Source organism: Nocardia lijiangensis NBRC 108240, assembly GCF_001613045.1.
GTDB classification, from domain to species: Bacteria; Actinomycetota; Actinomycetes; order Mycobacteriales; family Mycobacteriaceae; genus Nocardia; species Nocardia lijiangensis.
Genome location: NZ_BDBP01000009.1, coordinates 15,517 through 38,440, shown reverse-complemented (window position 1 = coordinate 38,440; position 22,924 = coordinate 15,517). Strand labels below are relative to the sequence as shown.

Genomic DNA, 22,924 nt, shown 5'->3' with positions numbered 1-22,924 from the left:
AACAGTTCCTGACAGGACCGAACCTGCGGTGACTTCGACACAGCAGCCTCGCGAGCTGCGCTGAAAGGAGCACGGAAATCATGACCGAAATGCGCTACGAAGTAATGGTGAGCGACGGGGTCCCCCGCAACCGGCCGGAACGGCTGCCCGACGGCGGTCCCATAGTGTCGTCCCCATTGGCCTCGACGCTGATCATCGGCGACAACGCGGCCGTACTGGTCGATCCGCCGTTCACCCGCGAGCAGACCCAGCAGGTCGGCGACTGGGTGGCGAGCTTCGGAAAACAGCTGACCCACATCTACGCAACCCATGGGCACGGTGACCACTGGTTCGGCACCGGCGAGCTGCTCGAACGGTTCCCCGGCGCGATCCCGTACGCCACCGAGGGCACCATCGAGATGATGCGCAAGAATGTCGAGTTCCGGGAGTTCTTCTGGGATTCCGACTTTCCCGGCCTGATTCCGGACACCCCACTCGTCTACCAGCCCATCCCGGCCGAGGGATTCGAGCTGGAAGGCCGGCGGATCACCGCCGTCGAAGTCGGCCACACCGACACCGACGACACCACCGTCCTTCACGTTCCCGCTATCGGCCTGATCGTTGGAGGTGACGTGGTCTACAACGGAGTACACCAGATGCTGCTGGAAACGGGTGACGGCGGATTCGAATCATGGCTTGCCGCACTCGATATCGTCGAGTCACTCGAACCCCGCGCGGTGGTGGCCGGGCACAAGAACCGCGACTTGCCCGACGATCCGAGCATCATCGACCAGACCCGCCGATACCTGCGCGACGCGCAACGGCTCCTCGCGGAGAAACCCACCCCGCAGCAGTTCTTCGACGACATGGTCGCGCGCTACCCGGAGCGGCTCAACGTCGGCCCCGTCTGGTACGGCGCGCACGGGCTGCTGGGGGTTCCTCTGCCGCGCTGATCGCGGCGCCATGGCAGGCTCTCGGTGAGTGATCGAGCCGGTCGGTCAACGCGGTGGCGCGAGGTGGGTCTCGAAGAACGTAAAGATCCGGCGCCAGGCGTCCTCGGAGGCGTCGGCGTCGTGGCCGAGGCCGGTGACGCGCAGCAGCCGGTCGCCGGGGAAGGTGTTGGCGAAGCCGTGGGTGACGCCCGGATAGGTCTTGATGTCGTGGGCGACACCGAATTCGGTGAGCGTGCGTTCCAACTTGGCGGGCGCACCGGCCAGTGATGGGTCGAGGCGGGCGTAGCTGGCCACCACCGGGCAGATGCCGTCGAGCAAGGTGCGGTAGTCGCCGTAGAGGCCCGGATAGAACGGGGCCGCCGCGTCGAAGCCGCGGGGCGCGGTCAGCAATGCGAAACCACCGCCCATGCAGAAACCGATCACGGCGGTGCGGCCGGTGCACGCCGGATCCGACACCAGGTGGTCGCGTGCGGCGAGGATGTCGCGTACCGGGACCGCGTCGGCGTCGGACTTGCCTCCGGTGAACCACAGCGCACGCATCACCGCGCGCATACAACGCACGCGGCCGCGCGAGAACAGATCGGGAGCAACCGCCAGGTAACCGTGCTCGGCGACCCTCGCCACGTGCGTTTCGAGATCCGGGCCGAGCCCGAGCACGTCGTGCACCACGACAACGCCCGGCCACGGGCCCGTTCCCGCAGGTCTGGCCGCCAGCGCGGGCAGGGGGCCGTCCGGTGCGCCGAGCTGGACCGTCTCCATGATCGAAATGTACGCCGTGCGTATCGACGGCGGGACGCGTTTGCTGGAGTGCGATTCGTCATTGCGGGTGCGCGGCGCCGCGGGTCACGTAGCGGGCACGGCCTCGAGATGTCGCGCGTCACCGAGGATCGAGACCTCACGGTTGTGGAAGAAATCGTCCTCGGTGAGCACCGTGATACTGCCGGACGGGGCGCGGAAGGCGACGTAGTCCGCCGACTCGATCGGCATCCCGATCCACGCCGCCACCACGAAGGTCATGGCGAAGCCGTGCGTCACGATCACCTGGTGTTCGCAGGGGCTGTCCAGGATCTCTCGCATCGCGGCGTAGATGCGTTGCGCCAGAGCCATTTTGGTCTCCGCGCCCGTAATGCCCTCGTCGTGTCTCAGGCGTTCGCCGACGGCGGGCGGCGGGACGAAGCGCCGGTCCAGCCACTCCTGCGGCCGTCCGCCCGCCTCGCCGTAGGACTTCTCGCGCAGTCTCGCGTCGAAGATCGGCGCCACGCGCAGCGCTTCGCCGACCGCTTCGGCCGTTTGCGCTGTGCGCAGCAGATCCGACGAGTACACCTGCACGTCGGTGTCCCCGGGAATACGCGCACGCAACGACTCGGCGATGGCGGCCGCGGCGCGCGTGCCTGCCGCGGTCAGCCGGGAGTCGAACCATCCGCCCACGACGCGGTCGACATGATGGGTCGCCTCCGGATGCGTGACGACATAGACCTTGCGCACTGATTCTCCTTCTCGCGCAGCCTGCCCGAGCGTTCGGACCCGACAAGTTTTATGTGGCCTGTTCTTCCTCGTCGGACCTGGGGCCCGGCTCGCTGGTGAAGAGCGCGACGAAGGCGGGGTTGTCGTGCAGACCCCGCAGGTCCTCGTCCTCGAGCATCGAGGCGAAGTCGGTGTAGCCGTGCTGCTTCGCGGCGCGTACGAATTCCAGTGCGCGCTCGTGGTCGCCGGTGCGGGCCGCGACACACGCGGCGTTGTGGAAGATGTCCGGGGCGCGCGGGGCGTGTTCGAGTGCGGCAGGCAGCAGAGCCTCGGCACGGTCGAGATGGTCGCGCAGCAGGTAGGCGTAGATCAGTCGGCTGTACGCCTGGCCAGGCGCGTCGTCGGGGAAGGCGATGACGAACTCCAGGGCGGTGACGCTCTCCGGGCCGGCCGCGGGATGGGCGGCGTTGGTGAGCAGACCGAGCAGCCAGGTGAAGTCGTCGGGATCAGTGCGCCATTGGTCGGCCCAGTCGCCCCCGTGTCGGCGGCTGAGCTGGTCGAGAAGTTCCTCGCCCTGCTCGCGGGCGGTGGGGCCGAGGAAGCGTTGCGGGTCGATGAGGCGGGTCAGCCAGGCCGATGTGGCGCGGTGGTCGGCGAAACCGCCAGGAAGTTCGTCGTAGGTCAGCTGCCAGGCCTGGCCCGGCGTGGCCCACCAAGTCGACGTGTGATGCCAGCCGCCGGTCTTGAGCGGCAGCAGGTACCGGTCGACCTCGGCCAGGGCGACGGGGAACTCGCCGCGGTGCACATCGCCGAGGCAGGGGCGCTCGCCCGCCCGGATTACGACCCCGCCGCCCTGTGAGCGTGTCACGGTGATGCCGGGGGTGGTGAAGGCAGGCAGTGCGGGGCCGGCGAGGTGCGTGACGAATGCAGGGCCGAGGATGGTCAGCCAGCCGGCGCCGACCACATGCTCGGTCGCCGCTTCGAGCCAGCCGTCGACCTGTCCGACGTCGAGGGCGAAGAAGCGACGGCACCAGGAGAAGACGCGCTGGTACGGGTCCTCGGCGGCGTCGCGGTCCCAGACGTAGGCGCTGTATCCGCCGTGGCCCGACCGTACCGGCAGCAGCTCGGTCAACTCGGCCGCCAGCCGTGCGAGCCTCTCCGGGTCCTCGTCGGCGGGAACGATGACCTCGCAGAACGCGGCCCGCGGGCGGGCATCGTCGGTGGGAGGGATGCCGCGGACGTTGAGGGTGTAGGAGCGCTCAGCAGTGGCCTCGGCCCGCACGGAGACTCGGATGCCGAAGTGACCGCCGACATCGACGCGCATCTGCGGGGCCCACGACTCGTCGTCGGGGTGTTCGGCGTCCTCGGGAAAGCCGCCGAACGCGTTCGGCACGGCCCACGCCATAGTGCCGTCGACGGGGAATTGACGGCGGAAGGCCCGGAAGCAGCCGACCACCTCGTCCGGCGAGGGATAGGAGCCGAGATAGAGCACCAGACCGAGCATCACCGACGCCTCGGGTTTCTTCTTGCCCACCCTCAGGTCGCCGGGCACGACGGCCGCCGGCATCGGGTCGTGCGCCTGCGGCGCCGTGGCAACCGGGACCGCCGCGCGAGGCCGGACGGTTGCGGCACAGCGCAGTTCGTCGAGAAGCCGCGCCTCCTTGGCGGCGCGATGTGCCGGGGTCCAGTCGGTGCGTGCGGCCTCCTCATGCTGCAACAGCTGCTCCAGATAGGACTCCACAGCGCTGAGCCTGTCGGCCAGGAAAGCCCCGAAGCCGGGAAACCGTGCCCGCTCCTCGTACAGAAAGTCGACCACCTCGCCGGTGTCGAGCAGCAGCACCAGGGAAGGATCGTTGCCGGAGGCGCCCACGATCAGGGCGTCCGTCAGCTTCTCGGGCGCCTCGCAGTCCTCCAGCGACTCCTCGTAATACGGGTAGGTCTCGTCATCGGTCAGCTCGCTCGTGCCGAAGAGCGTGATGCCCCAAGGGAATTCCGGCCAGCCGTCGTGCAGGCGCAAGAAGTCCAGATACTCCGGCGAGAAGCCATCGCCCCGCGCCTGCCGGGCCTCGGCAACGGCGGACGCCGACGCGGGCGAGCGCGGCCCTGGTTCCGGCTCGTCCCCCTCGCGCTCGGCGATCTCGGACAGCACGGTCAGGATGCGGGAGATCGTCGCCTCGAGCATCAGCCGCGGACCCGAATCGAGTCGCCCGCTGCAGTCATCGGATCCACGTGGCCGAGCCATGCTTGCCGGTTGTCCGTCTCCGGCACGCGTGCGGTATCCGAAAGCTGCATATCGTTCTCCAGGTCTTGGCGGCACGGCCCCAACGGATTTGGGGTCTGAGTGTCAACGGCATCGTAGATGCGGCCTCCGACACCAGAACGCCGAATACCGACTGCGGTGTTGTTCCAGCGGGGCCAGCCTGGATGTGCTGGACCGCGGTGCCGTGGCAGATGGGTCGGCTCTCGTCGACCGCCTACTCGCTATTTGCTGAACAATATCCACGCAGGCAAATGCGCCATGCTATTCACTAATTAATGCAGGTAGATTGCGCATGGGCTTGCAATGTGCGGTGAAGCTGAAGATATGCTGTGTCAGTGGTGTCCGCGCCGTCGCCGATGCTGGCTCGCTCCGGACGACCGCCCGAGAACCCGGACGGTTGGGCTTTCGAGATGAAATGGGACGGCATGCGCGCCGTCGCCGCAGCCGCCGAAGGGACCTGCCAGCTCTACAGTCGCAACCGCAAACAGGTCACCGGCTCGTTTCCCGAAATCGCCGCCGCTGTCGTCGCGGCGTCCGGCGATCACTCGGTCACCCTCGACGGGGAGATCGTCGCGCCCGAGGGGGCGCACGGCGCACCGTCGTTCTCCCGGCTCCAGCGGCGCATGCACGTGCGGGCGCCCTCCGCGCAGCTGATCCGAGACGTTCCGGTGCTGTACATGATCTTCGATCTGCTCGCCCTTGACGGAAATGCCACCACCGGCGTGCCGTATCTGCAGCGGCGGGACCTGCTGGCGCAGCTCGACCTCACCCGCCCCCCGATCCAGGTGTCGCCCTATTGGACCGACATCGATCCCGAGGCGCTGTCCGCGGCCGCGGCGGAGAACGGGCTCGAGGGTCTGGTCGCCAAACGCCTCGACTCCACGTATCAACCGGGTGAGCGAACGCGTAACTGGATCAAAATGCCGTTCCGGAAAACCACCGAAGCCGTCATCGCCGGGTGGCTGCCGGGAAATGGTCCCTTCGCCAAGACATTCGGGTCTTTACTACTGGGAGCACATGATTCGGCCGGGCGGCTGGTGCCTATCGGCAGCGTCGGCACCGGGTGGACGCTTGCCGAACGGCGCAGCCTACGCGCCCGCCTCGACGAAATTGCCCGCCCCGAAACGCCTTTCGATGTGCCGCCGCCGCGCGCGCTGGCCATGGCGGCGCACTGGGTCGAGCCCGACTTGGTCGCCGATATCGAATATCGCGAGGCCACGCCCGAGGGCCTGCGTCATCCCAGCTGGCGGGGACTCCGCACCGACAAGACGCCCGCCGAGATCAAACGGGAATCATTCGAGTAGATGCAGCCCCGAGCCGAGACAGTGCTGCTCAGACGTGGCAGCGCAGGTTGACCAGCAGCGTATCGTCCGGCAGGGCCGCCAAATAGTCGGCAATGTGGTCGTAGCCCGCGGCCAGGTCCGGCTCATGTGGGCAATCGGTGGAGCTGTCGCAGGTGCCGTGGATCCCTGACCGGCCGTCCTCGTACCACCAACCCTCCAGTGTGAGGATATTGCGTTGTGGGAGAGCGTGTTCCACGGCTCGAGCGACGAATTATTCCCGGGTGACAGGCCCGATTCTGTCGACCGGATCGAACCAACCCCAGGGCAGATCCACCGCGCGCGTGGCGGGAAACCTGTCCAGGTAGTTTTCGAAGGCGCGAACAAGGGGCTGGGCGGAGTAGCCCGCCGATGCCCGATCGCATCTCTCGGATGATTCTGCGTCCAGATCGACAATGTGACTCTCGTAGAAGAAGTCTCAGGGCCGGGCGGCGGGCAACTCTTTAGCAAGTTCATGCCACCGCTGCCAGATGGCGTCCGCCGAGGTCTGTGTCTGTTGTCGATATTCCCGCGACGTCAGTAGGTCGAGAAGTACACGGGGACCGCCTGCGCACCAGCCGAATTCGTTGGGAATTGTCTCCATGTCGTCGGGCCCCCCGGATGGTGGACTGTTGCGGACTGATGAAGGAGCCTGTTGTCGCGTTCGAAGCCAAGCACAACGGCAACCCGCTGGTATCGGTGCCTTCGGTGATCCGCCAAGCATCCCAAATATCGAGAGCCTCGTCTCGGGTGTAGTCGAGCTCGAATGGTGCCATCGCTTCCGCGACTGCGGCTTCCATCCGCGCGACTTCGCACGAGGGGAGGCACACCGTGATCCTCATACCTGCCATTCCGACATCAGATCACCCCGTCGGCATTGCGGCACAACGAAATTCCATCGCTGCAGCGCAGCGCGAACCGATCGCGACTCACCACTTCTCCGACGACCGAAACGCACGAGAAGGCTTTTACGCTATGGCTCAGTGGCTGCAAGCGGATGCGTGAATAACAACGTTCGCAAGGGAACTCGATCTTAGAGCACGGAGACTTCGGGGATCACATCGGGTGTTCCACGGCTACCGATCGGGCAGCAGTTCGGCGATCAGGGCTTCGATGCGGGTGCGGATCTCGTCGCGGATCGGGCGCACTGCGTCCACGCCCTTGCCTGCGGGGTCGTCGAGTTTCCAGTCGCGGTAGTCGACGCCGGGGAAGTATGGGCAGGTGTCGCCGCAGCCCATGGTGATCACGATGGTGGAGGTCTCCACCGCGTCGGGGGTGAGGATTTTCGGCGTCTGGTCGGTGATGTCGATGCCGAGTTCGGCCATCGCTTCGACGGCGGCCGGGTTGAGGGAGTCGCCAGGGGCGCTGCCCGCGGAGCGGACTTCGATGGCATCTCCGGCGAGGTGGGTGAGGAAGCCTTGCGCCATTTGGGAACGTCCGGCGTTGTGGACGCAGACGAAAAGCACGCTGGGTCTGGAAGTCATGGCGAGAGTGGGTCTTTCGGGTCGAAGGAGGAGTCGCCGGTCGAGTCGCGAGGGGCCGGCTCAGGCGATGTGATCGGCGGGGTGGGCGACCACAGCGCTGTCGGCGGCCACCGAGCGCGGGTAGATCAGTGCAATCAGTCCGAGCCCGAGCAGTGCACCCGCGATCTGGGCGGCGATGAATCCGGGCACCGACGCGGGGGCGATACCCGCGAAGGTGTCGGTGAAGGCGCGACCGATCGTGACCGCGGGGTTGGCGAAACTGGTGGAGCTGGTGAACCAGTAGGCGGCGCCGATCCAGGCGGCGACGGTGGCCGCCGACATCGCGGCGCGGCCGCTGCGAGCCAATGCGAAGATCACCGCGATCAGCCCGGCGGTGGCGACCACTTCCCCGACGAGATGGCCGGCGGTGATGCGGTGGTGAGTCGACACCTGCGCGGCGGCCAGGTCGAACATCACGTTCGCCAGGATCGCACCGGCGATAGCGCCGAGAGTCTGGGCGAGGGCGTAGGCGGTGGCATCGCGCAGCGTCAGACCGATGCCGTCGCGGCGTCCGGTCAGCCAGTCGGCGAAGGATACGACCGGGTTGAAATGCGCGCCCGAGATCGGCCCGAACACCAGGATGAGCACGCCGAGCCCGAACACCGTGGCGGTGGAGTTCGCCAGCAGTTGCAGCCCGACATCGCGCGGCGATAGCTGCTCCGCGGCGATACCGGAGCCGACGACAACCGCGACGAGCAGGGCGGTCCCGACGAACACTGCCAGCAACCGCGCGACAGCTCGCTCACGGGGCAACCGCCGCGGGCACCGTGGTGTGCAGGAGCTGCGACAGCTGCGCCAGCACCGCGGGTTCGAGCCGGTAATACACCCATGACCCGCGCCGCTCGCTCGACAGCAGCCCGGCCTCGCGCAGCACTTTCAGGTGGTGGGAGATCGTGGGCTGGGTCAGGTCGAATGCTTCGGAGAGCTGGCACACGCAGGCCTGCGCGCCGACCCGGCTGGCGACCAGGCTCAACAGGCGCAACCGCACGGGATCCGACAGCGCCTTGAACACCCCGGCCAGCTCAGCGGCGGAATCGGCGGACAACGGTTCACGTACCAGCGGGGCGACCTCGCACGCGGAGGTCACCCCGATCAACGGCAACGACTGTTTAGACACCCATCGATATTGATGGTTGTCTAAATCGAGCGCAAACGAACACCCGGTGAACAACGACCCGGGGGTGCTCAGCGGCAACAGGTGGCGCCGCCGGCGATGGCCTCCTCTTTGGCCTGCGGCGTGCAGCAGGCCTGTCCGGCCGGCGCGGTGCTGGTGCAGCATGCCTGCACAGCCTCAGCGTCGTCGTCCGCGAACTCGGGCGCGGCGCCGAAGGTGTCACTGTCGGCGAGCACGGTGTAGACCTCCCAGCGTTCGGCGTCGGGTCCGCCGACCCACACCTTGTCCTGGGTGGCGAAACAACACGTGGTCGCGATCTGCTCCTCGGTGAACAGGCCCGCCGCCGACAGGCGTGCGATCTCGGAGTGCACTTGCGCCGAGGTCTCCACCTCGACACCGAGGTGGTTGACACTCCCTCCGGCGCCACGGTTTTCGATCAGCACCAGCTTCAGCGGCGGGTCGGCGATGGCGAAGTTGGCATAACCGGGCTTGCGCTTGGCGGGCTCGGCGGCGAACAGGGTCGAGTAGAACGCTACGGCGGCATCGATGTCATCGACATTGAGTGCGAGTTGAACGCGGGACATCATGGACCTCCAGTTGTGAGACATATATCGAAGAACTGACGGTGTCGAGTCTGCCGACTTTTTCGACATATGTCAATGAAGTGGGTAAGGTTGGTCGTATGCCCAAGGCTCTGCCCGTGATCGACATGTCCGCCCCGGTCTGCTGCACACCCGTCGCCGCAGCACCGCTCGACGACGACGCCGCGCTGGAGGTGGCGCTGCGCCTGAAGGCCATCGCCGACCCGGTCCGGGTCCGACTGCTGTCGCTGTTGCTGACCAGCCCCGATGGACAGGAGAACAGTGGCGATCTGGCCGCCGCGGTCGGCGTCGCCGAATCGACCGCCAGTCATCACCTGACCCAGCTGCGCACCGCCGGTCTGGTGGAATCCGAACGCCGCGGCATGAACACCATCCACCGCGCCCGTCGCGACGCCTTGGCCGCACTGTGCGTCGTCCTCGATCCCAACTGCTGCCGCTGAACCAGCCGAACTTCGCCGGCTGAGGCAGATCGGGCCACGGCGCGACCCTGCCGGAACATCGAGTGCGCCCAGATCGTGAACCGACCTGGGCGCCGTGAGATGTGATGGGAGTGAACGGATTACGGCAGGCGAGTGAGTTCTTCCGCGAGCCGGGCCTGTATCGCCAATTCGTCGAGGAAGTGGTCGATACTTTCCGATCTGGCTCGGTGTGATCGGAGGCGGTCGCGCGCTATGGACTCGGCGCGGTCGATCACTCCGGTGGTGAGTTCGTGTGTGAGTTCTTCCTCCAGTTGCCGATGGACCTGGGCGATGTGGGCGAGGCCTTGCCGTCGCACGCGTTCGACTTCGGCCGCGGCGGTGTCGCGCAGTGCGGCGACGATCCGGTCGGCGTCGTCACGCGCCTCCCGGCCGATGCGTGCGGCCTCGGCGTGAGCGGCAGCGGCGGCCTCGGCGAAGGCTCGTTCGGCGGCCGCCAATTCTGCTGCGGCGTCCGTGCTTTCCTCCATTTGTTCGTGAATCGAATGCTGTGCTTTCCGCATGACCGTGCGTACTCGCGGCGCAACCCATTTCGACAGTGCGCCGACGATGACGGCGAAGCCGAACAGCTGACTGACGAATACGGGCCAGTCCCAAGTGATGTCGTAGATGCCGTCGCTGTTGTTCATCGTTGTCCACCTCCGATCACCCGATCCGCCAGGTCGTGCGCCAGTGGATCGAGATGCGCGTCGAACTGTGTCGCCGCCGCAGCGGCCTGGTCTCGCAGTTGTGTGGTGGCCGCCACCACCATCTCGTCGGTCTGGTCTTGCGCCCGGTCGCGCGCCGCGATCAGGACCGCCCGGCCTTCGTTCCTGGCCTGTTCGCGTAGCCGCGCCGAGCCGGTGTGGGCTTGTGCGAGCGAGGACCTGTACCCGTCCGCGGCCGCGGCGAACAATTCCCGTGCCCGTTGCCGGTGGTCGGCGGCGTCGGTGACGCGGGCTTGCCGTTGTTCGAGGACATCGCGGATCGGCGGCACCACGAACAACCAGATGACGGCGAACACGAACAGGAAGATCGCCAGCTCGACGAAGAATGTGCCGTTGGGAATCAGAAAGTTCTGGCTCGCAAGGGTTTCGGTGGCCATGGCACTACTTGCCCGGTGCCGCGAAGGCGAACAGCGCCATGAATGTCAGGTTGATGAAGTACACGGCGTCGACGAGGCTGACCGCCATCAGGTAGTTGCCGCGCAGTTTGCCTTCGGCCTCCGGCTGCCGGGATATGCCGTTGATCAGGGCCGATCCCGCCATGCCGTTGCCGTAGCCTGCGCCGATAGCGCCGCCGACCATCATCAGCCCACCGGCGACCAATGCCGCCGCCTGGACGATCGTCTCATGGGTTACCTGTGCCATGTGTTCATTCCTTTCCCCGAGTGAACAGCAGCGTTGCTGTCCGCGAAGCGTGCGAGGTTGCCGCTCAGTGGTTTTCGTGTGCCTCGGTGGCCTGGCCGAAGTAGAGGACGGTCAGGAGGGCGAAAATGAAGGCCTGGATGAGTCCGACGAACAGGTCGAACAGTTTCCACGCGGCGTTCGGGCCCCAGCTGAGCCATGCGGGCAGGAGTGCGATCACCGAGATCATCACTCCGCCCGCGAACATGTTGCCGAACAACCGCAGCGCCAGCGACAGCGGTTTGGCGACCTCTTCGATGACGTTGATGACAACCATGGGGCCCCAACCCATATGGCCCTTCAACACCTGTTCGACATGTCCGATCGGGCCGCGGCGCGCTATGCCCGCGGCTTGATAGCAGACGAAGACGAACAGGGCGAGCGCGTAGGTGAAATTGACGTCGGCCGCGGGCGGTTTGATCAGCTCACCGGCGCCGTACTGCACCGGAAGAACCGACAGCCAGTTCGACAGCAGCACGAAGACGAACAGCGTCACCGCCAGTGGCAGGACGAACGGTGCGATCCGAAGTCCGACAGCGCTTTCCACTTGGGCGCGCATCTGCACCGTGACGGTTTCGAAGAACAACTGCACGCCGCCGGGGACCCCGGACGTCAGCCTGATGCGCAGAAGGAACGCCAGCGCCAGCACGATCGCGGCCGCGACCACGGTGGCGAGGATCGTGTCGACATGAAAGTCCATACCGAACAGGTGCGCGGTTTCATGGTGTCCCACTTCGACTTTCGTCATCGGGCACTCCGCAGCCCCGGCGCGGCCGCCCAGAGCGAGGCGCCGATCTGAAATGCCACCAGCCCGTAGAGAATGCCCAGCCCGTCCGGTCGTGTCAGGACACCCACGACCAGCGCGAGCGCTGTGACGCCGAACAGTCGCAACCCGGCCAGGGCCGCCGAGCCGCCCGCGCCGGAGGCGTGCTCACCCAGGATCGCCGCCATACCGAGGCGGGTGAGCCACGCGTTGATCGAACCCAAAACAATTCCGGCGCAGATGAATACACCCAACAGCAGCCGATCGTATATCCCGGCGGCAGCGAGAACCGTGATCCCCGCTGCGACGGAGACGATGATCGGGACGCGGTCGCCGTTGACCGACATAAGCCCTCCCTCAGTGGTGAATGACGGTGGATGGCAATGTCGCCGTCCGCGTCACAAGGCCATTCTTACTTACTACGGCCAGTAGTACAAGGGAATACGACAAATCGGACGTATCGGTCATGTGATGCGAGACCGGAGACCTTCGAAAGCTGTTCGGATGGTTCGCCGCTCCGCACGGCGGGCGCGGGATGTGCGCGGAGCCTGCCGGTCTCGGCGTCGGGCGTCAGCGGCGGAAACGCTGCCACCACCGGCGCGTCGGCGCAGGCACGGTCTCCTGCACGCGTCGCGGCGCAACAGGCGCGGGCGTTCCCGAGGCGAGCGTGCGGTCGGCCCGCCACCGAGTGACCACCGCGTCGGCGTCCACCGGACCGACCGGCACGTGCGGCGATGTCGGCACCCGCAGATAGTGGACCACGCGCTCATTGAGTTCGGCGACCGCGGCGCGGACCTGGCGCTCGGCATCCAGGTCGGCCACCGTCTCCTGAATGCGCTCCACATCGCGGCGCAGTACAAGCGATTCCGGCAGCATGCCGTCGGCGCGCACCCCCTCGCGCCGCAGGTATCCGCGCAACCACCAGTTCTCGTCCACCGACGTGCCCGCCCCGGGAATCGGGCGACCCGCGCCGCGCAGATTGTCGAATTCCCCGCGCTCGGTCGCCTCGCGGACCTGCTTGTCGATCCACGATTCGAAGGTCAGATCCGGCGGCTTGCGCTCGGTCATGTCATCCAGCGTACCGACCGGTGGCGATGGTTCCCACGACATCGGTATGTGCATGTCCGAGAACAGGATTCGGAGAAAGCCAGCGCGCCGCCGCCGTCGCGACCTACCGTCGAGGCACAGTGCCGGGCGTCGTGAGTGAGACTGAAATGACCGAACCGAATACCTCCTGTGCCGCTTTTCAGCGTGTCGCCGCGATCGATCCGGACGCCGTGGCCGTCCGGTCGATCGGCGGGGAACAGAGCCTGACGTGGCGCGAATACGCCGACCAGGTGCGGGCCGTAGCGGCCGGGCTGAGCGCGCTCGGCGTCGGCCGCGGCGACACCGTGGCGCTGATGATGAGCAACCGCGTCGAGTTCTATCCGCTCGAGGTCGGCGCGCAACACACCGGCGCCACCTCGTTCTCGGTGTACAACACCCTCGCGCCGGACCAGTTGCAGTACGTGTTCACCAATGCGGGCAACCGGGTCGCGATCTGCGAGGAGCAATACGTCGAGCGGGTCCGCGGCTGCGGGGCCCCGATCGAGACCATCGTGTGCGTCGACGGCGCGCCCGCAGGAACACTCGGCGTCGCCGAGCTGATGGCCTCGGCCGCCGACGATTTCGATTTCGAAGCGACCTGGCGGGCCGTGCGTCCCGACGACATCGTCACCCTCTGCTACACCTCCGGCACCACCGGCAACCCCAAGGGCGTGGAGATCACGCACGAGAGTCTGCTGTTCGAGGCGCGCGCGTTCGCCTCGGTGCTGCCGGTCGAATTCGGCGACCGCCAGACCTCCTACCTGCCGACCGCGCACATGGCCGACCGGTTCACCGCGCTGTATCTGCAGGAAGTGTTCGGCACGCAGATCACCGCCGTCCCCGATCGCGCCCAGTTGCCCGCCGCGCTGCTCGATGTCCGACCCACCATCTGGGGCGCGGTGCCGCGGGTGTGGGAGAAGTTCAAGGCGGCGATCGAATTCTCCGTCGCGAACGAGTCCGATCCCACCACCAAAGCCGCACTGCAATGGGCCCTCGCCACGGCCCGCCGCAAGGCCGAGGCCCGGCTGCGGGACGAGCCGCTCGACCCCGCCCTCGCCGAGGAATGGGCGCGCGCCGATGCCGCGGTGCTGTCGAGGCTGCGCGCGAAACTCGGTCTGGATCAAGTGAAGTGGGCGATGTCGGGCGCCGCGCCGGTGCCGCCGGAGACGCTCGGGTTCTTCTTCGGGCTCGGTATCCCGATCTCGGAGGTGTGGGGCATGTCGGAGCTGACCTGCGTGGCCAGCGTGAGCCCGCCGGAGCAGGCGCGCCTTGGTACCGTCGGCAAACTGCTGCCGGGACTCGAGGTCGCCGTCGCCGAGGACGGCGAATTCCTGGTGCGCGGACCGCTGGTGATGCGCGGCTACCGCAAGGAACCGGACAAGACCGCCGACGCGCTCGACGCCGAGGGCTGGCTGCACACCGGCGACATCATCACCGTCGAGGACGGCTACCTGAAGGTGGTCGATCGCAAGAAGGAATTGATCATCAACTCGGCGGGCAAGAACATGTCCCCCGCCAATATCGAGAACGCCATCAAGGCGGCCGCGCCGCTGGTCGGATCGCTGGCCGTGATCGGCGACCGGCGGCCGTTCACCACCGCGCTCGTCGTGCTCGACGCCGAATCCGCGGCTCCTTACGCCGCACAGCACGGACTGCCGGATTCCTCGGCCGCGGCGCTGGCCGCCGACCCCGGCGTGATCGCGGCGATCGCGCGCGGCGTGGCGGCGGGCAACGCGACGCTGTCGCGGGTCGAGCAGGTCAAGCGGTTCACGATTCTGCCCGTCTTCTGGGAACCGGGCGGCGACGAGATCACCCTGACGATGAAACTGCGCCGCAAGCCGATCGCCGAGAAGTACGCCGCCGAGATCGAGACGCTCTACGCGGACCTCCCGGATGGGTCGGTGCACGAACCGATCGAAGCGCTGGACACCGCGGTGGGCTAGACGACCGTACCGACCGCTCGGGACGGTTACCCACACTGTTGTATTAGTGTTCCCACAGATCTAACTTAGGTAGTACGAAACTTTGTGGGAAGGCGTGTCAGTGCAGCGAGACCTGATGACGGGAGCTTCGCGGCGAGGTTTTCTGGCGGGCGGCGGCGCGCTACTCGGCCTCGGTGGCGCGGCGGTGGCGGCGCGTGCGGGTCTGTCGGAGGCGCAACCCCGCACCGAACAGACCGGTGGCCACGGCATGCACGGCGCGGTCGCGCACGGCGGCGGCGCCACCGGGCCCACCTTCCGCATCGGCTCGACCGTCGACCACCACGCCAACGGGTTCAACCCGACCGACATTCTGCGCGACTTCGACTACGGCACCGTCTCCAAAGCCCGCGACGGGCGCACCGTCCGGGAGTGGGAGATCGCCTCCACCGACAAGGAACTCGAGGTCGCGCCCGGCGTGAAGTTCCCGGCCTGGGTGTTCGACGGCCGCATCCCCGGCCCCACCCTGCGCTGCACCGAAGGCGACCTGCTGCGCATCACCTTCACCAACGGCTCCCAGCACCCGCACACCATGCATTTCCACGGCATCCACCCCGCGGAGATGGACGGCACCCCCGGCCTCGGCGCGGGACTCATCGAACCCGGGCAGACCACTGTCTACGAATTCGATGCCACGCCCTTCGGGCTGCACCTCTATCACTGCCATGTCGGGCCGCTCGCGGAACACATCGCCCGCGGCATGTACGGAACGTTCATCGTCGACCCGCCGCAGCCGCGGCCGGCGGCCGACGAACTGGTCATGGTGCAGCACGGCTACAACACCACCTTCGACGCCGAAGGCAATCAGCTCTACGCCGTCAACGGCATCCCGTTTCATTACATGCACGAACCGGTGCGGGTGAAACGCAACGAACTGGTGCGCATCTACCTGGTCAACGTGCTCGAGTACGACCCGATCAACAGCTTCCACATCCACGGCAACTTCTTCGACTACTACCCCACCGGCACCCGCCTGCAGCCCACGGAATACACCGACACCATCGTCCAGGGCCAAGGCCAGCGCGGCATCTGCGAACTGCGGTTCCCGTACCCGGGCAAGTTCATGTTCCACGCGCACAAGTCCGAATTCGCCGAGCTGGGGTGGATGGGATTCTTCGAGGTGACCGAATGAGCGAGCGCATCGATATCGAGACCGAACGCGCGATCGAGACCGAACGCGAGCCGCTCACCGCACTGCCCGCGTCGCGGGCCGAGGAGAACCGCGCCCGGGCGGCCGGGTGGCGCGGGTGGGCGTCGACCGTCGCGGTGGTCCTGCTGCTCGGGCTGGCGCTGGCGACGCTGGCCGTCGTGGGCGGGCGTTCGCTGCCCGAGCGGATCGGTCCGCCGGTCGAGGAGATCGCGGTCGAACAGGTTCGGATGTCGCCGGGCCGTATCGATCTCACCGTCCGCAATGCCGGCCCCGACCCGGTGCAAGTGGCGCAGGTGTTCGTCAACGACGCCTTCGTCGATGTCCGCGGCGGCGAAGACCCGATCGGACCGCGCCGCAGCACCGTGCTCACCCTGGACTACCCGTGGCAGGAAGGTCAGCCGTATCTGGTCTCCATGCTGACCTCCACCGGGCTGGTCATCGAACACGAGATCGGCGCCGCCGTCGAAACACCCACAGGCGGGCGCGACCTGTTCGCGGTGATGGCGCTGCTCGGCACCTACGTGGGCATCGTCCCGGTCGTCCTCGGCATGCTGCTGCTTCCGGTGCTGCGGCGAATCGGCAAGGGCGGCATCCGATTCCTGCTCGCGGTGACCGTCGGACTGCTGGTGTTCCTCGCGGTCGACGCGGTCTTCGAAGGGTTCGAGCTCGGCGAGCGTTCGGGCGGCGCGTTCGGCGGGATCAGCCTGCTCGCACTCGGGGCGATTCTCGCCTTCCTCGCGCTCACCTTCGTCGACCGCAGGCTGAACCGTCGTGCCGCCGCGGGTGGTGGTGGGCGGCTGGCGCTGATGATCGCCATCGGCATCGGCCTGCACAACCTCGGCGAGGGCCTGGCCATCGGATCCGCCTACGCCCTCGGCGAACTCGCGCTCGGCGCGGCGCTGGTGATCGGCTTCGCGCTGCACAACACCACCGAAGGGCTGGCGATCGTGAGCCCGCTGCTTTCGGCGGCCCGCCCCGGCGTGCTGCGGTTGCTCGGGCTCGGGCTCATCGCGGGCGCACCCGCGATCCTCGGCGCGGTGCTCGGCGCGGGCGTCAACAATGCCGAACTGTCGCTGCTGTTGCTCGGTCTGGGCATCGGTGCGATCGCGCAGGTCGTCGTGCAGATCGCGCCCGCGCTGCGCACCGCCGACGATCGAGAGACCGGGACCGTGGCAGCAATGGATTCCACCGCGATCCTGGGCGTCGCTGTCGGCGTAGCGGCGATGTATGCGACAGGTCTGCTGGTGCTGGCCTGACCCAGATCTGCACCGCGACAACGGCCTTCGCGATCTCCATCACCCCGATGCCGGGTGGCGGCGCTGTTCGTCGCGGCCGCCTACGCGGTGGAAGTGTTCTGGTGGGTCAGAGTGCGAAGGTGAGGCGGCCGGGGCTGAGGTAGTCGGTCGGGTCGTGCATCGTGCGCAGTTCCGGGCGTCTCCCGGAAGCCAGGCGTGCGAGTTCGGCGCGCAGCGGTGCGTCGTAGGTGGCAGCGCTTGCGGTCAGGCCCGGCAGCCAGTTGTCGTGGTGCGCCGGGACGAAGACCGACGGGCCGAGTGCTTCGACGTACTTGCGCGGGTCGCGCAGGCCGTTGGTGATCTGGTTGTAGCCCTGCACCGCGCCGATGTGCACATCCGTGGCAGGCAACCCGGCCAGCACGTCGAAGACCTCGGGCGCCTTCTCCGTCAGCGGGCCCGCCGAATCGTGCCAGGTCAGCGTGAAACCGGGGACCCGGAATTGGTACAGCAGGACACCGCCCTCCGGATCGAGCAGGCGCGGCAGTGTCTGGCGCAGATCGGTGAGCGTCGGACGGTGGTGCAGGATCGGGCTCAGTTCGGGCCGCGGAAAGAACCGGGGCGCCTCGTCGGCCAAGTCTTCCGGGGTGCGCGCCGAATGCAGGTGCCGGACCGCGGTGACCTCGACCCCGGCGACGGTGACCTCGTGGCGCTGTCCGATGGGGGTGTGCGCGTCGCCGAGCGCTGCCGTCGGGAACGTGGGCTCGGGAACTTGCCCGCGGATGGCGGTGCAGTGCTCGGCCGTGCCGTAGACCGTCGCGCCGCTGGCCTCGGCGATCGCGCCCGCGTCACCGGCGTGGTCGAAATGGCCGTGGCCGATGAAGATCGCCGCCGGACGCAGGTCCGCCAATTCCTGCGGTGTCGCGGGCACATAACCGGAACTGGTCACCCGCGGCACCCACGCGTCGAGCAGGAACACCGAACCGCCGAGCGCGAGCGCGTACGTCGTGCACCCGACCCACGACAGCACCGCGCGATCGGCCCGCACCGCACCGGTCTCGGGATCCACCGCGTCGTCGCCGAAGAACCGCCGTCGCGCCGCGACCGTCCGCGCGTTCCCCGGCTCACCCACCGGGTCCAACCGCAACGGCCGGCCCAGCGCACCACGAAGACCGGCGATCAGAGAACCAGGATGCAGATTGCACATTCGTGCACCAGATCACGGAAAGCGGCGTTCAGCAAGCCTTCAAGGCTGGTAGCCCTCTGCAGCACCGACAGCACCCGCTCCCCACGTGCGGGCGCAGGATCGGAGGGAGCGAAATGGTGGTTCCGGATGTGCGGATTCGACCGCCATCTCACTCCCCGTTGAAACCATTTCCCTACCGAGAGGAGGGAAATGGTGGTCGGCGTGACCCTGGGCCGCGCCGCCCTACAGTTGGACGCCGAGCAGAGCGTCGACGGCCGTCTTGATCAGGACTGGCGCAGCGGTGTCGGGGCCGCCGTATTCGAGCGCCTGTCCTGCCCAATTATCCAGAGCGGCAAGGGCTTTCGGGGTGTCGAGGTCGTCGGCCAGGTGCTGGCGCAGGCGGGCGATCGTGTCCTCGGCGTCGGGGCCGGAGGCGAGAGCGGTGGCGCTGCGCCAACGGTCGACGCGCGCCACGGCCTCGGCCAGGACCTCGTCGGTCCACATGCGGTCCTGGCGGTAGTGCCCGGCGAACAGGCCGAGGCGGATGGCGGCCGGATCGACGCCGGATTTGCGCAGCTTCGAGACGAGCACCAGGTTGCCCTTGGACTTCGACATCTTGTCGCCGTCGAGTCCGATCAGCCCGGCGTGCACGTAGTGGCGGGCGAAGCGGCGGTCCGCGACGACGGATTCGGCGTGCGCGGCCGAGTACTCGTGGTGGGGGTAGATCAGGTCACTGCCGCCGCCCTGGATGTCGAACTCCGGGCCGAGGCGGTTGAGCGCGATCGCCGAACACTCGATGTGCCAGCCCGGCCGCCCCGCACCGAACGGCGCGGGCCAGGACGGCTCGCCGGGACGGGCGGCACGCCACAGCAACGCGTCGATGGTGTCGTGCTTGCCGGGGCGGCCCGGGTCGCCGCCGCGTTCGGCGAACAGGCGCTCCATGGTTTCGCGGTCGTAGCCGGATTCGTACCCGAACTGCTCGGTGGCGTCGGCGCGGAAGTAGATGTCGGGGTACTCCGCGTCCTCGACGACGTAGGCGGCGCCCGAGGCGAGCAGTTTCTGGACGGCCTCGACCACCTCGTCCACCGACTCGATCGCACCCACGTACTCGCGTGGCGGCACGATGCGCAGCGCCTGCATGTCCGAACGGAACAGGTCGATCTCGCGGGCGCCGAGGTCGCGCCAGTCCACGCCGTCGCGAGCGGCCCGCTCGAACAGCGGATCGTCGACGTCGGTGACGTTCTGCACGTAGTGCACCTCGTGACCCGCGTCCCGCCACAGTCGATTGACCAGGTCGAAGGTCAGGTAGGTGGCGGCGTGCCCGAGGTGGGTGGCGTCGTAGGGGGTGATCCCGCAGACGTACATGGTGGCGGTGGCGCCGGGGGTGACCGGCCGCACCTGTGCATCGGCGGTGTCGTACAACCGCAACGGCGGCCCTGCTCCGGGGACGGTCGGTAGGGCGATATCGGACCAGGACTGCATGGTTACGAGGGTAAAGGTGTGGCCGAGTTCATCGCCGCTCGCCCCGGCTCCCCGGGCGGTCGCGGCACTCACGCACCCTGCCGGGACCAGCCAAAACGAGACGACTACCAGAAGTCAATGGTTTCGCTCACACGGAAACAAACATCCGACGAATCGTGCGGGCTGCGGTTCGCCCAGCAAACTACAGCGAGGCGGTCCGACAAGCTACTGCGACGCGCTCCAGCAAACGCGGGCGAGTTCAGCGACAAACCAGCGCGAGAGACAGCCGCGCCGATCCGACCAGGCGCGTTGGACCGAACGTCGCCCGCATCCCACAGACAGTCCGATCGCCCCACAGCGCCACCGCCTGTGTGAGCTGTGCGCCAGCTTTGTGGAAGCGACCTACAACACTGCGCTGCGGCCGTCCACTCGCGTCGCTGCGGAACCGAACACGAACGGATGAGGCTCGCATTCGGCCAGGAAATCGCCGGGGAAGCCGCGCTCGAACGGTGCCGCGGCCTCCAGGCGACGCACCGCCTCGTCCGGCAGCGTGAGCTGGGCGGCGGCCAGATTCTCGGTGAGTTGCTCGACGCTGCTGACGCCGACCAACGGCAGCACCGCGCGCGACTTGTGCCTGGTCCACGCCAGCGCCACTTGCGCGGGCCGCGCACCGAGCTCGGCGGCCACCTCGGCCACCTCGGCCACCGCGTCGGCGGCGGCACGCTCGCGAGCGGTGAGCGCGGCCGGATCGACCCGCCTGCCGGTCGCACCGGACAGCTTCCCCGCGGCAAGCGGCGCCCACGCGGTGACGCTCATCCCGAACGCCTCCGCCATCGGCAGCAGTTCGCGTTCGGCATCGCGGTTCAACAGGTTGTACGGCACCTGCAGCCCGGCGAAAGCCGTCCGATCCCGCCACTGCGCCAGGGTGTTGGCGCGCGCGACGACCCAGGCGGGCGCGTCCGAGATCCCCAAGTGCAGCACCTTGCCCGCCGACACCGCGTCGTCGAGGGCGCGCAGGGTCTCCTCCAGCGGAGTGTGCCGGTCCCAGATGTGCACCCAGAAGATGTCGACGTAGTCGGTGCGCAACCGGCGCAGGCTGCGTTCCAGCGAGAGCGTCATGTTCTTGCGGTGGTTGCCCGCGGCGTTCACGTCGGCGGGATCGCGGCTGAGGGTGTATTTGGTGCCCAGGACGAAACGGTCGCGCCGGGTGTCCAGGATCTCGCCGAGGATGTCCTCCCCGCCGCCGTAGGCGGAGGCGGTGTCGAGCACATTGCCGCCGGCTTCGGCGTAGGCGTCGACGATCTCGCGAGCAGTCGCTGGATCATCGAATCCCATTGTGCCGAGGACGATTTCGGAGACGCGTAGGCCGGTGTTGCCGAACAGTCGGTAGCGCAGCATGGGTCGAGTCTCGCGCCGCGGGCGTGCGATAGGGAGGCCCTGACAGGGTCACCCTCGCGTTCGTCCGTTTCGCCGGAGAACAGGTGCCGAGCGAAACCCGGTGCCGCCCTCGGTGCAGAGCAGGCAAACCTGCACCATGTGGTCGGATGCGGTCAGAACGCGGGCCACGGAATCGGGCGCGACGTCCGCGGCAGCGGCATCACCCGCTGGTCGAGCAGTTCTTTGGTGCGGCCCGCGAGTGCGTCGATTTCCGCGTCGGTGAGGTGGACGGCGAGGGCGTCGGCGAGTTCGCCGGGCAGCACGGCGGCGAAGGCGGCGATGTCGGTGACCAGATCGTCGCCGATCGGCTGACCCGCCCAACCCCACAGCACGGTGCGCAACTTGTGCTCACTGTGCAGGCAGATGCCGTGGTCGACGCCGTACACCTGACCATCGACGCCTTCCAGCGCGTGCCCGCCCTTGCGGTCGGCGTTGTTGAGCAACACGTCCAGCACCGCCATGCGTTGCAGGCGCGGATCGTCGGCATGGATGAGGGAGACCTCGTTGCCCGCGCCGTCCAGCGCGCGCAGCACCTCGCAGAAGCCGTCGGGAACCGCGCCGGGCGGGCACAGATCGACCAGATCGAGCCGGTTGCCCCGTTCGGTGTGGTTGTCGACCGCCTCCACCCAGCGCTGCACCATGCCGGGACCGTACGGGCCGTCGCGCAGGATCGTCTCCGGGATCACGCCCCAGCCCAGGGCATCGGAGATCAGATACGACGCCACCTCGCGCCCGGCGAGGGTGCCGTCCGGGAAATCCCACAGCGGGCGCTCCCCGCGCACCGGCTTGTACACCACGCGCAGCGGATGCCCGTCGACATCCGGGTCCACATCGCAGACGAGCGTCACGTTGCTCGCGGTGCTCACCCGCCCGATCACGCTCAGCTCACCGCTGGAGAACCCTTCGCCGGCCCGCGCCACGCATCACTCCTCTAGCTCGGCCGCGCCGAAGATGTCTCCGCGCTTGTAGCCGTTGGTTCGCACGCACATGTGCCCGCGCGACGACAGCGGTTCCCCGCACAGCGGACACGGCGGACGACCCGCCGCGATCACCCGCGCCGAACGCAACGCGAACTCGCGAGCCTGGATCGGAGTGAGGAACACCCGGACCGCGTCGGGGCCTTCCTCGGTGTCGTCGAGCACCACCGACTCGTCCACCTCGGTCTCGGTGATCGCCAGCAGTTCCACCACGACGGCGCCCGCGTCGGCGTCCCAGCCCAGACCCATGGTGCCGACCCGGAATTCGGCGTCGATCGGCGTCACCAGCGGATCGGTGTCGCTCACGTCGTCGGCCTGCGGCGGCACCTGCGCGCCGAAGCGGCGCGCCACCTCGTCCAGCAAGAGTCCCATGCGGTCGGCGAGCACCTTCACCTGCTGCTTCTCCAGCAGCACGCTAACCACGCGCGGCTGCTGCACCGCTTGCAGATAGAAGGCACGATCGCCCGGCTCACCGACGGTCCCGGCGACGAAACGATCGGGGGTGCGAAATACATGGATTGCTCGTGCCATCTGCACCTCCTGATGCGTGACCCTGATCGACTACCCGCGGCGCCCGG

General features: G+C 67.7%; 25 protein-coding genes. 6 read left to right on the top strand and 19 right to left on the bottom strand.

Translation table 11 applies throughout. From position 1 onward, the window contains the following. The first annotated feature begins 80 nt into the window (after window positions 1-80). Window positions 81-932, top strand: a complete 852-nt coding sequence (locus NL1_RS03690; protein ID WP_174553388.1) for an MBL fold metallo-hydrolase — start codon at window positions 81-83, stop codon at window positions 930-932. 45 nt (window positions 933-977) lie between these two features. Here the strand turns inward: NL1_RS03690 and NL1_RS03685 are convergent, their stop codons facing one another. The 3 genes from NL1_RS03685 to NL1_RS03675 all read right to left on the bottom strand — a co-directional run bounded on the left by NL1_RS03685 (window position 978) and on the right by NL1_RS03675 (window position 4,578). Next, window positions 978-1,691 (bottom strand): dienelactone hydrolase family protein, encoded by a 714-nt coding sequence (locus tag NL1_RS03685; protein ID WP_067834284.1) that lies wholly within the window; start codon window positions 1,689-1,691, stop codon window positions 978-980. A gap of 84 nt (window positions 1,692-1,775) precedes the next feature. Further along, window positions 1,776-2,417, bottom strand: coding sequence for a histidine phosphatase family protein (locus NL1_RS03680; protein WP_067834279.1), 642 nt, complete (start codon window positions 2,415-2,417; stop codon window positions 1,776-1,778). A gap of 49 nt (window positions 2,418-2,466) precedes the next feature. Beyond that, complete coding sequence (locus NL1_RS03675) at window positions 2,467-4,578, bottom strand: type VI immunity family protein (protein ID WP_067834277.1); 2,112 nt, start codon at window positions 4,576-4,578, stop codon at window positions 2,467-2,469. Window positions 4,579-5,012: 434 nt separating this feature from the next. Here NL1_RS03675 and ligD point away from each other — a divergent pair, with 434 nt between their 5' ends. Then, a complete protein-coding gene (gene ligD, locus NL1_RS03670; protein WP_067834307.1) occupies window positions 5,013-5,960 on the top strand; it encodes a non-homologous end-joining DNA ligase in 948 nt (315 codons plus the stop codon). A gap of 28 nt (window positions 5,961-5,988) precedes the next feature. On the opposite strand, the gene NL1_RS03665 is transcribed toward ligD, so the two are convergent. From NL1_RS03665 to NL1_RS03645, 5 genes are all read right to left on the bottom strand, one after another. Next, the gene (locus tag NL1_RS03665) at window positions 5,989-6,195 is read right to left on the bottom strand and encodes a hypothetical protein (protein ID WP_067834275.1); all 207 of its coding nucleotides are present in this window, start codon (window positions 6,193-6,195) and stop codon (window positions 5,989-5,991) included. A gap of 856 nt (window positions 6,196-7,051) precedes the next feature. Next, complete coding sequence (locus tag NL1_RS03660) at window positions 7,052-7,459, bottom strand: arsenate reductase ArsC (RefSeq protein WP_067834274.1); 408 nt, start codon at window positions 7,457-7,459, stop codon at window positions 7,052-7,054. Window positions 7,460-7,519: 60 nt separating this feature from the next. Further along, a complete protein-coding gene (locus NL1_RS03655) occupies window positions 7,520-8,251 on the bottom strand; it encodes an aquaporin (RefSeq protein WP_067834273.1) in 732 nt (243 codons plus the stop codon). Next, entirely contained in the window at window positions 8,241-8,615 is a 375-nt protein-coding gene (locus tag NL1_RS03650; protein WP_067834271.1) for an ArsR/SmtB family transcription factor, read from the bottom strand. The genes NL1_RS03655 and NL1_RS03650 overlap by 11 nt, the downstream gene beginning before the upstream one ends. Before the next feature lie 68 nt (window positions 8,616-8,683). Further along, window positions 8,684-9,196 carry an ArsI/CadI family heavy metal resistance metalloenzyme gene (locus NL1_RS03645; RefSeq protein WP_067834305.1) on the bottom strand — a complete coding sequence of 171 codons (513 nt, stop codon included), beginning with the start codon at window positions 9,194-9,196 and terminating at the stop codon, window positions 8,684-8,686. 98 nt (window positions 9,197-9,294) lie between these two features. On the opposite strand from NL1_RS03645, the gene NL1_RS03640 reads away from it, so the two are divergent. Further along, window positions 9,295-9,654 carry an Rv2640c family ArsR-like transcriptional regulator gene (locus tag NL1_RS03640; RefSeq protein WP_067834270.1) on the top strand — a complete coding sequence of 120 codons (360 nt, stop codon included), beginning with the start codon at window positions 9,295-9,297 and terminating at the stop codon, window positions 9,652-9,654. A gap of 119 nt (window positions 9,655-9,773) precedes the next feature. Here the strand turns inward: NL1_RS03640 and NL1_RS03635 are convergent, their stop codons facing one another. The 6 genes from NL1_RS03635 to NL1_RS03610 all read right to left on the bottom strand — a co-directional run bounded on the left by NL1_RS03635 (window position 9,774) and on the right by NL1_RS03610 (window position 12,906). After that, window positions 9,774-10,319 (bottom strand): F0F1 ATP synthase subunit B family protein, encoded by a 546-nt coding sequence (locus tag NL1_RS03635; protein ID WP_067834267.1) that lies wholly within the window; start codon window positions 10,317-10,319, stop codon window positions 9,774-9,776. Next, window positions 10,316-10,774, bottom strand: coding sequence for a F0F1 ATP synthase subunit B family protein (locus NL1_RS03630; RefSeq protein WP_067834265.1), 459 nt, complete (start codon window positions 10,772-10,774; stop codon window positions 10,316-10,318). Before NL1_RS03630 ends, NL1_RS03635 begins: the two co-directional genes overlap by 4 nt. 4 nt (window positions 10,775-10,778) lie before the next feature. After that, complete coding sequence (gene atpE, locus NL1_RS03625; protein ID WP_067834263.1) at window positions 10,779-11,039, bottom strand: ATP synthase F0 subunit C; 261 nt, start codon at window positions 11,037-11,039, stop codon at window positions 10,779-10,781. 64 nt (window positions 11,040-11,103) lie between these two features. After that, complete coding sequence (gene atpB / locus NL1_RS03620) at window positions 11,104-11,823, bottom strand: F0F1 ATP synthase subunit A (RefSeq protein WP_067834261.1); 720 nt, start codon at window positions 11,821-11,823, stop codon at window positions 11,104-11,106. Next, a complete protein-coding gene (locus tag NL1_RS03615; RefSeq protein ID WP_067834260.1) occupies window positions 11,820-12,185 on the bottom strand; it encodes a hypothetical protein in 366 nt (121 codons plus the stop codon). The genes atpB and NL1_RS03615 overlap by 4 nt, the downstream gene beginning before the upstream one ends. A gap of 223 nt (window positions 12,186-12,408) precedes the next feature. After that, window positions 12,409-12,906, bottom strand: coding sequence for a DnaJ family domain-containing protein (locus NL1_RS03610; RefSeq protein ID WP_067834303.1), 498 nt, complete (start codon window positions 12,904-12,906; stop codon window positions 12,409-12,411). A gap of 146 nt (window positions 12,907-13,052) precedes the next feature. Here NL1_RS03610 and fadD11 point away from each other — a divergent pair, with 146 nt between their 5' ends. The 3 genes from fadD11 (at window position 13,053) to NL1_RS03595 (ending at window position 17,309) form a co-directional block, all read left to right on the top strand. Then, the gene (fadD11, locus tag NL1_RS03605) at window positions 13,053-14,867 is read left to right on the top strand and encodes a fatty acid--CoA ligase FadD11 (RefSeq protein ID WP_067834258.1); all 1,815 of its coding nucleotides are present in this window, start codon (window positions 13,053-13,055) and stop codon (window positions 14,865-14,867) included. 115 nt (window positions 14,868-14,982) lie between these two features. Further along, entirely contained in the window at window positions 14,983-16,035 is a 1,053-nt protein-coding gene (locus NL1_RS03600) for a multicopper oxidase domain-containing protein (protein ID WP_067834301.1), read from the top strand. Then, the gene (locus tag NL1_RS03595; RefSeq protein WP_245673074.1) at window positions 16,032-17,309 is read left to right on the top strand and encodes a ZIP family metal transporter; all 1,278 of its coding nucleotides are present in this window, start codon (window positions 16,032-16,034) and stop codon (window positions 17,307-17,309) included. The genes NL1_RS03600 and NL1_RS03595 overlap by 4 nt, the downstream gene beginning before the upstream one ends. Before the next feature lie 106 nt (window positions 17,310-17,415). Here the strand turns inward: NL1_RS03595 and NL1_RS03590 are convergent, their stop codons facing one another. The 5 genes from NL1_RS03590 to NL1_RS03570 all read right to left on the bottom strand — a co-directional run bounded on the left by NL1_RS03590 (window position 17,416) and on the right by NL1_RS03570 (window position 22,877). Then, window positions 17,416-18,417: an MBL fold metallo-hydrolase gene (locus NL1_RS03590; RefSeq protein ID WP_245673073.1), complete on the bottom strand. Its 1,002-nt coding sequence runs from the start codon at window positions 18,415-18,417 to the stop codon at window positions 17,416-17,418. A gap of 297 nt (window positions 18,418-18,714) precedes the next feature. Continuing rightward, window positions 18,715-19,953, bottom strand: a complete 1,239-nt coding sequence (gene mshC, locus NL1_RS03585; protein ID WP_067834253.1) for a cysteine--1-D-myo-inosityl 2-amino-2-deoxy-alpha-D-glucopyranoside ligase — start codon at window positions 19,951-19,953, stop codon at window positions 18,715-18,717. Between the two features lie 381 nt (window positions 19,954-20,334). Then, the gene (locus tag NL1_RS03580; protein ID WP_218024347.1) at window positions 20,335-21,330 is read right to left on the bottom strand and encodes an aldo/keto reductase; all 996 of its coding nucleotides are present in this window, start codon (window positions 21,328-21,330) and stop codon (window positions 20,335-20,337) included. A 152-nt stretch (window positions 21,331-21,482) separates the two neighbouring features. Then, on the bottom strand, window positions 21,483-22,289 hold the full coding sequence (locus tag NL1_RS03575; protein ID WP_067834251.1) for an SCO1664 family protein: 807 nt from the start codon (window positions 22,287-22,289) through the stop codon (window positions 21,483-21,485). A 3-nt stretch (window positions 22,290-22,292) separates the two neighbouring features. Beyond that, a complete protein-coding gene (locus NL1_RS03570; RefSeq protein WP_067834249.1) occupies window positions 22,293-22,877 on the bottom strand; it encodes a DUF3090 domain-containing protein in 585 nt (194 codons plus the stop codon). Between the last annotated feature and the right edge of the window lie 47 nt (window positions 22,878-22,924).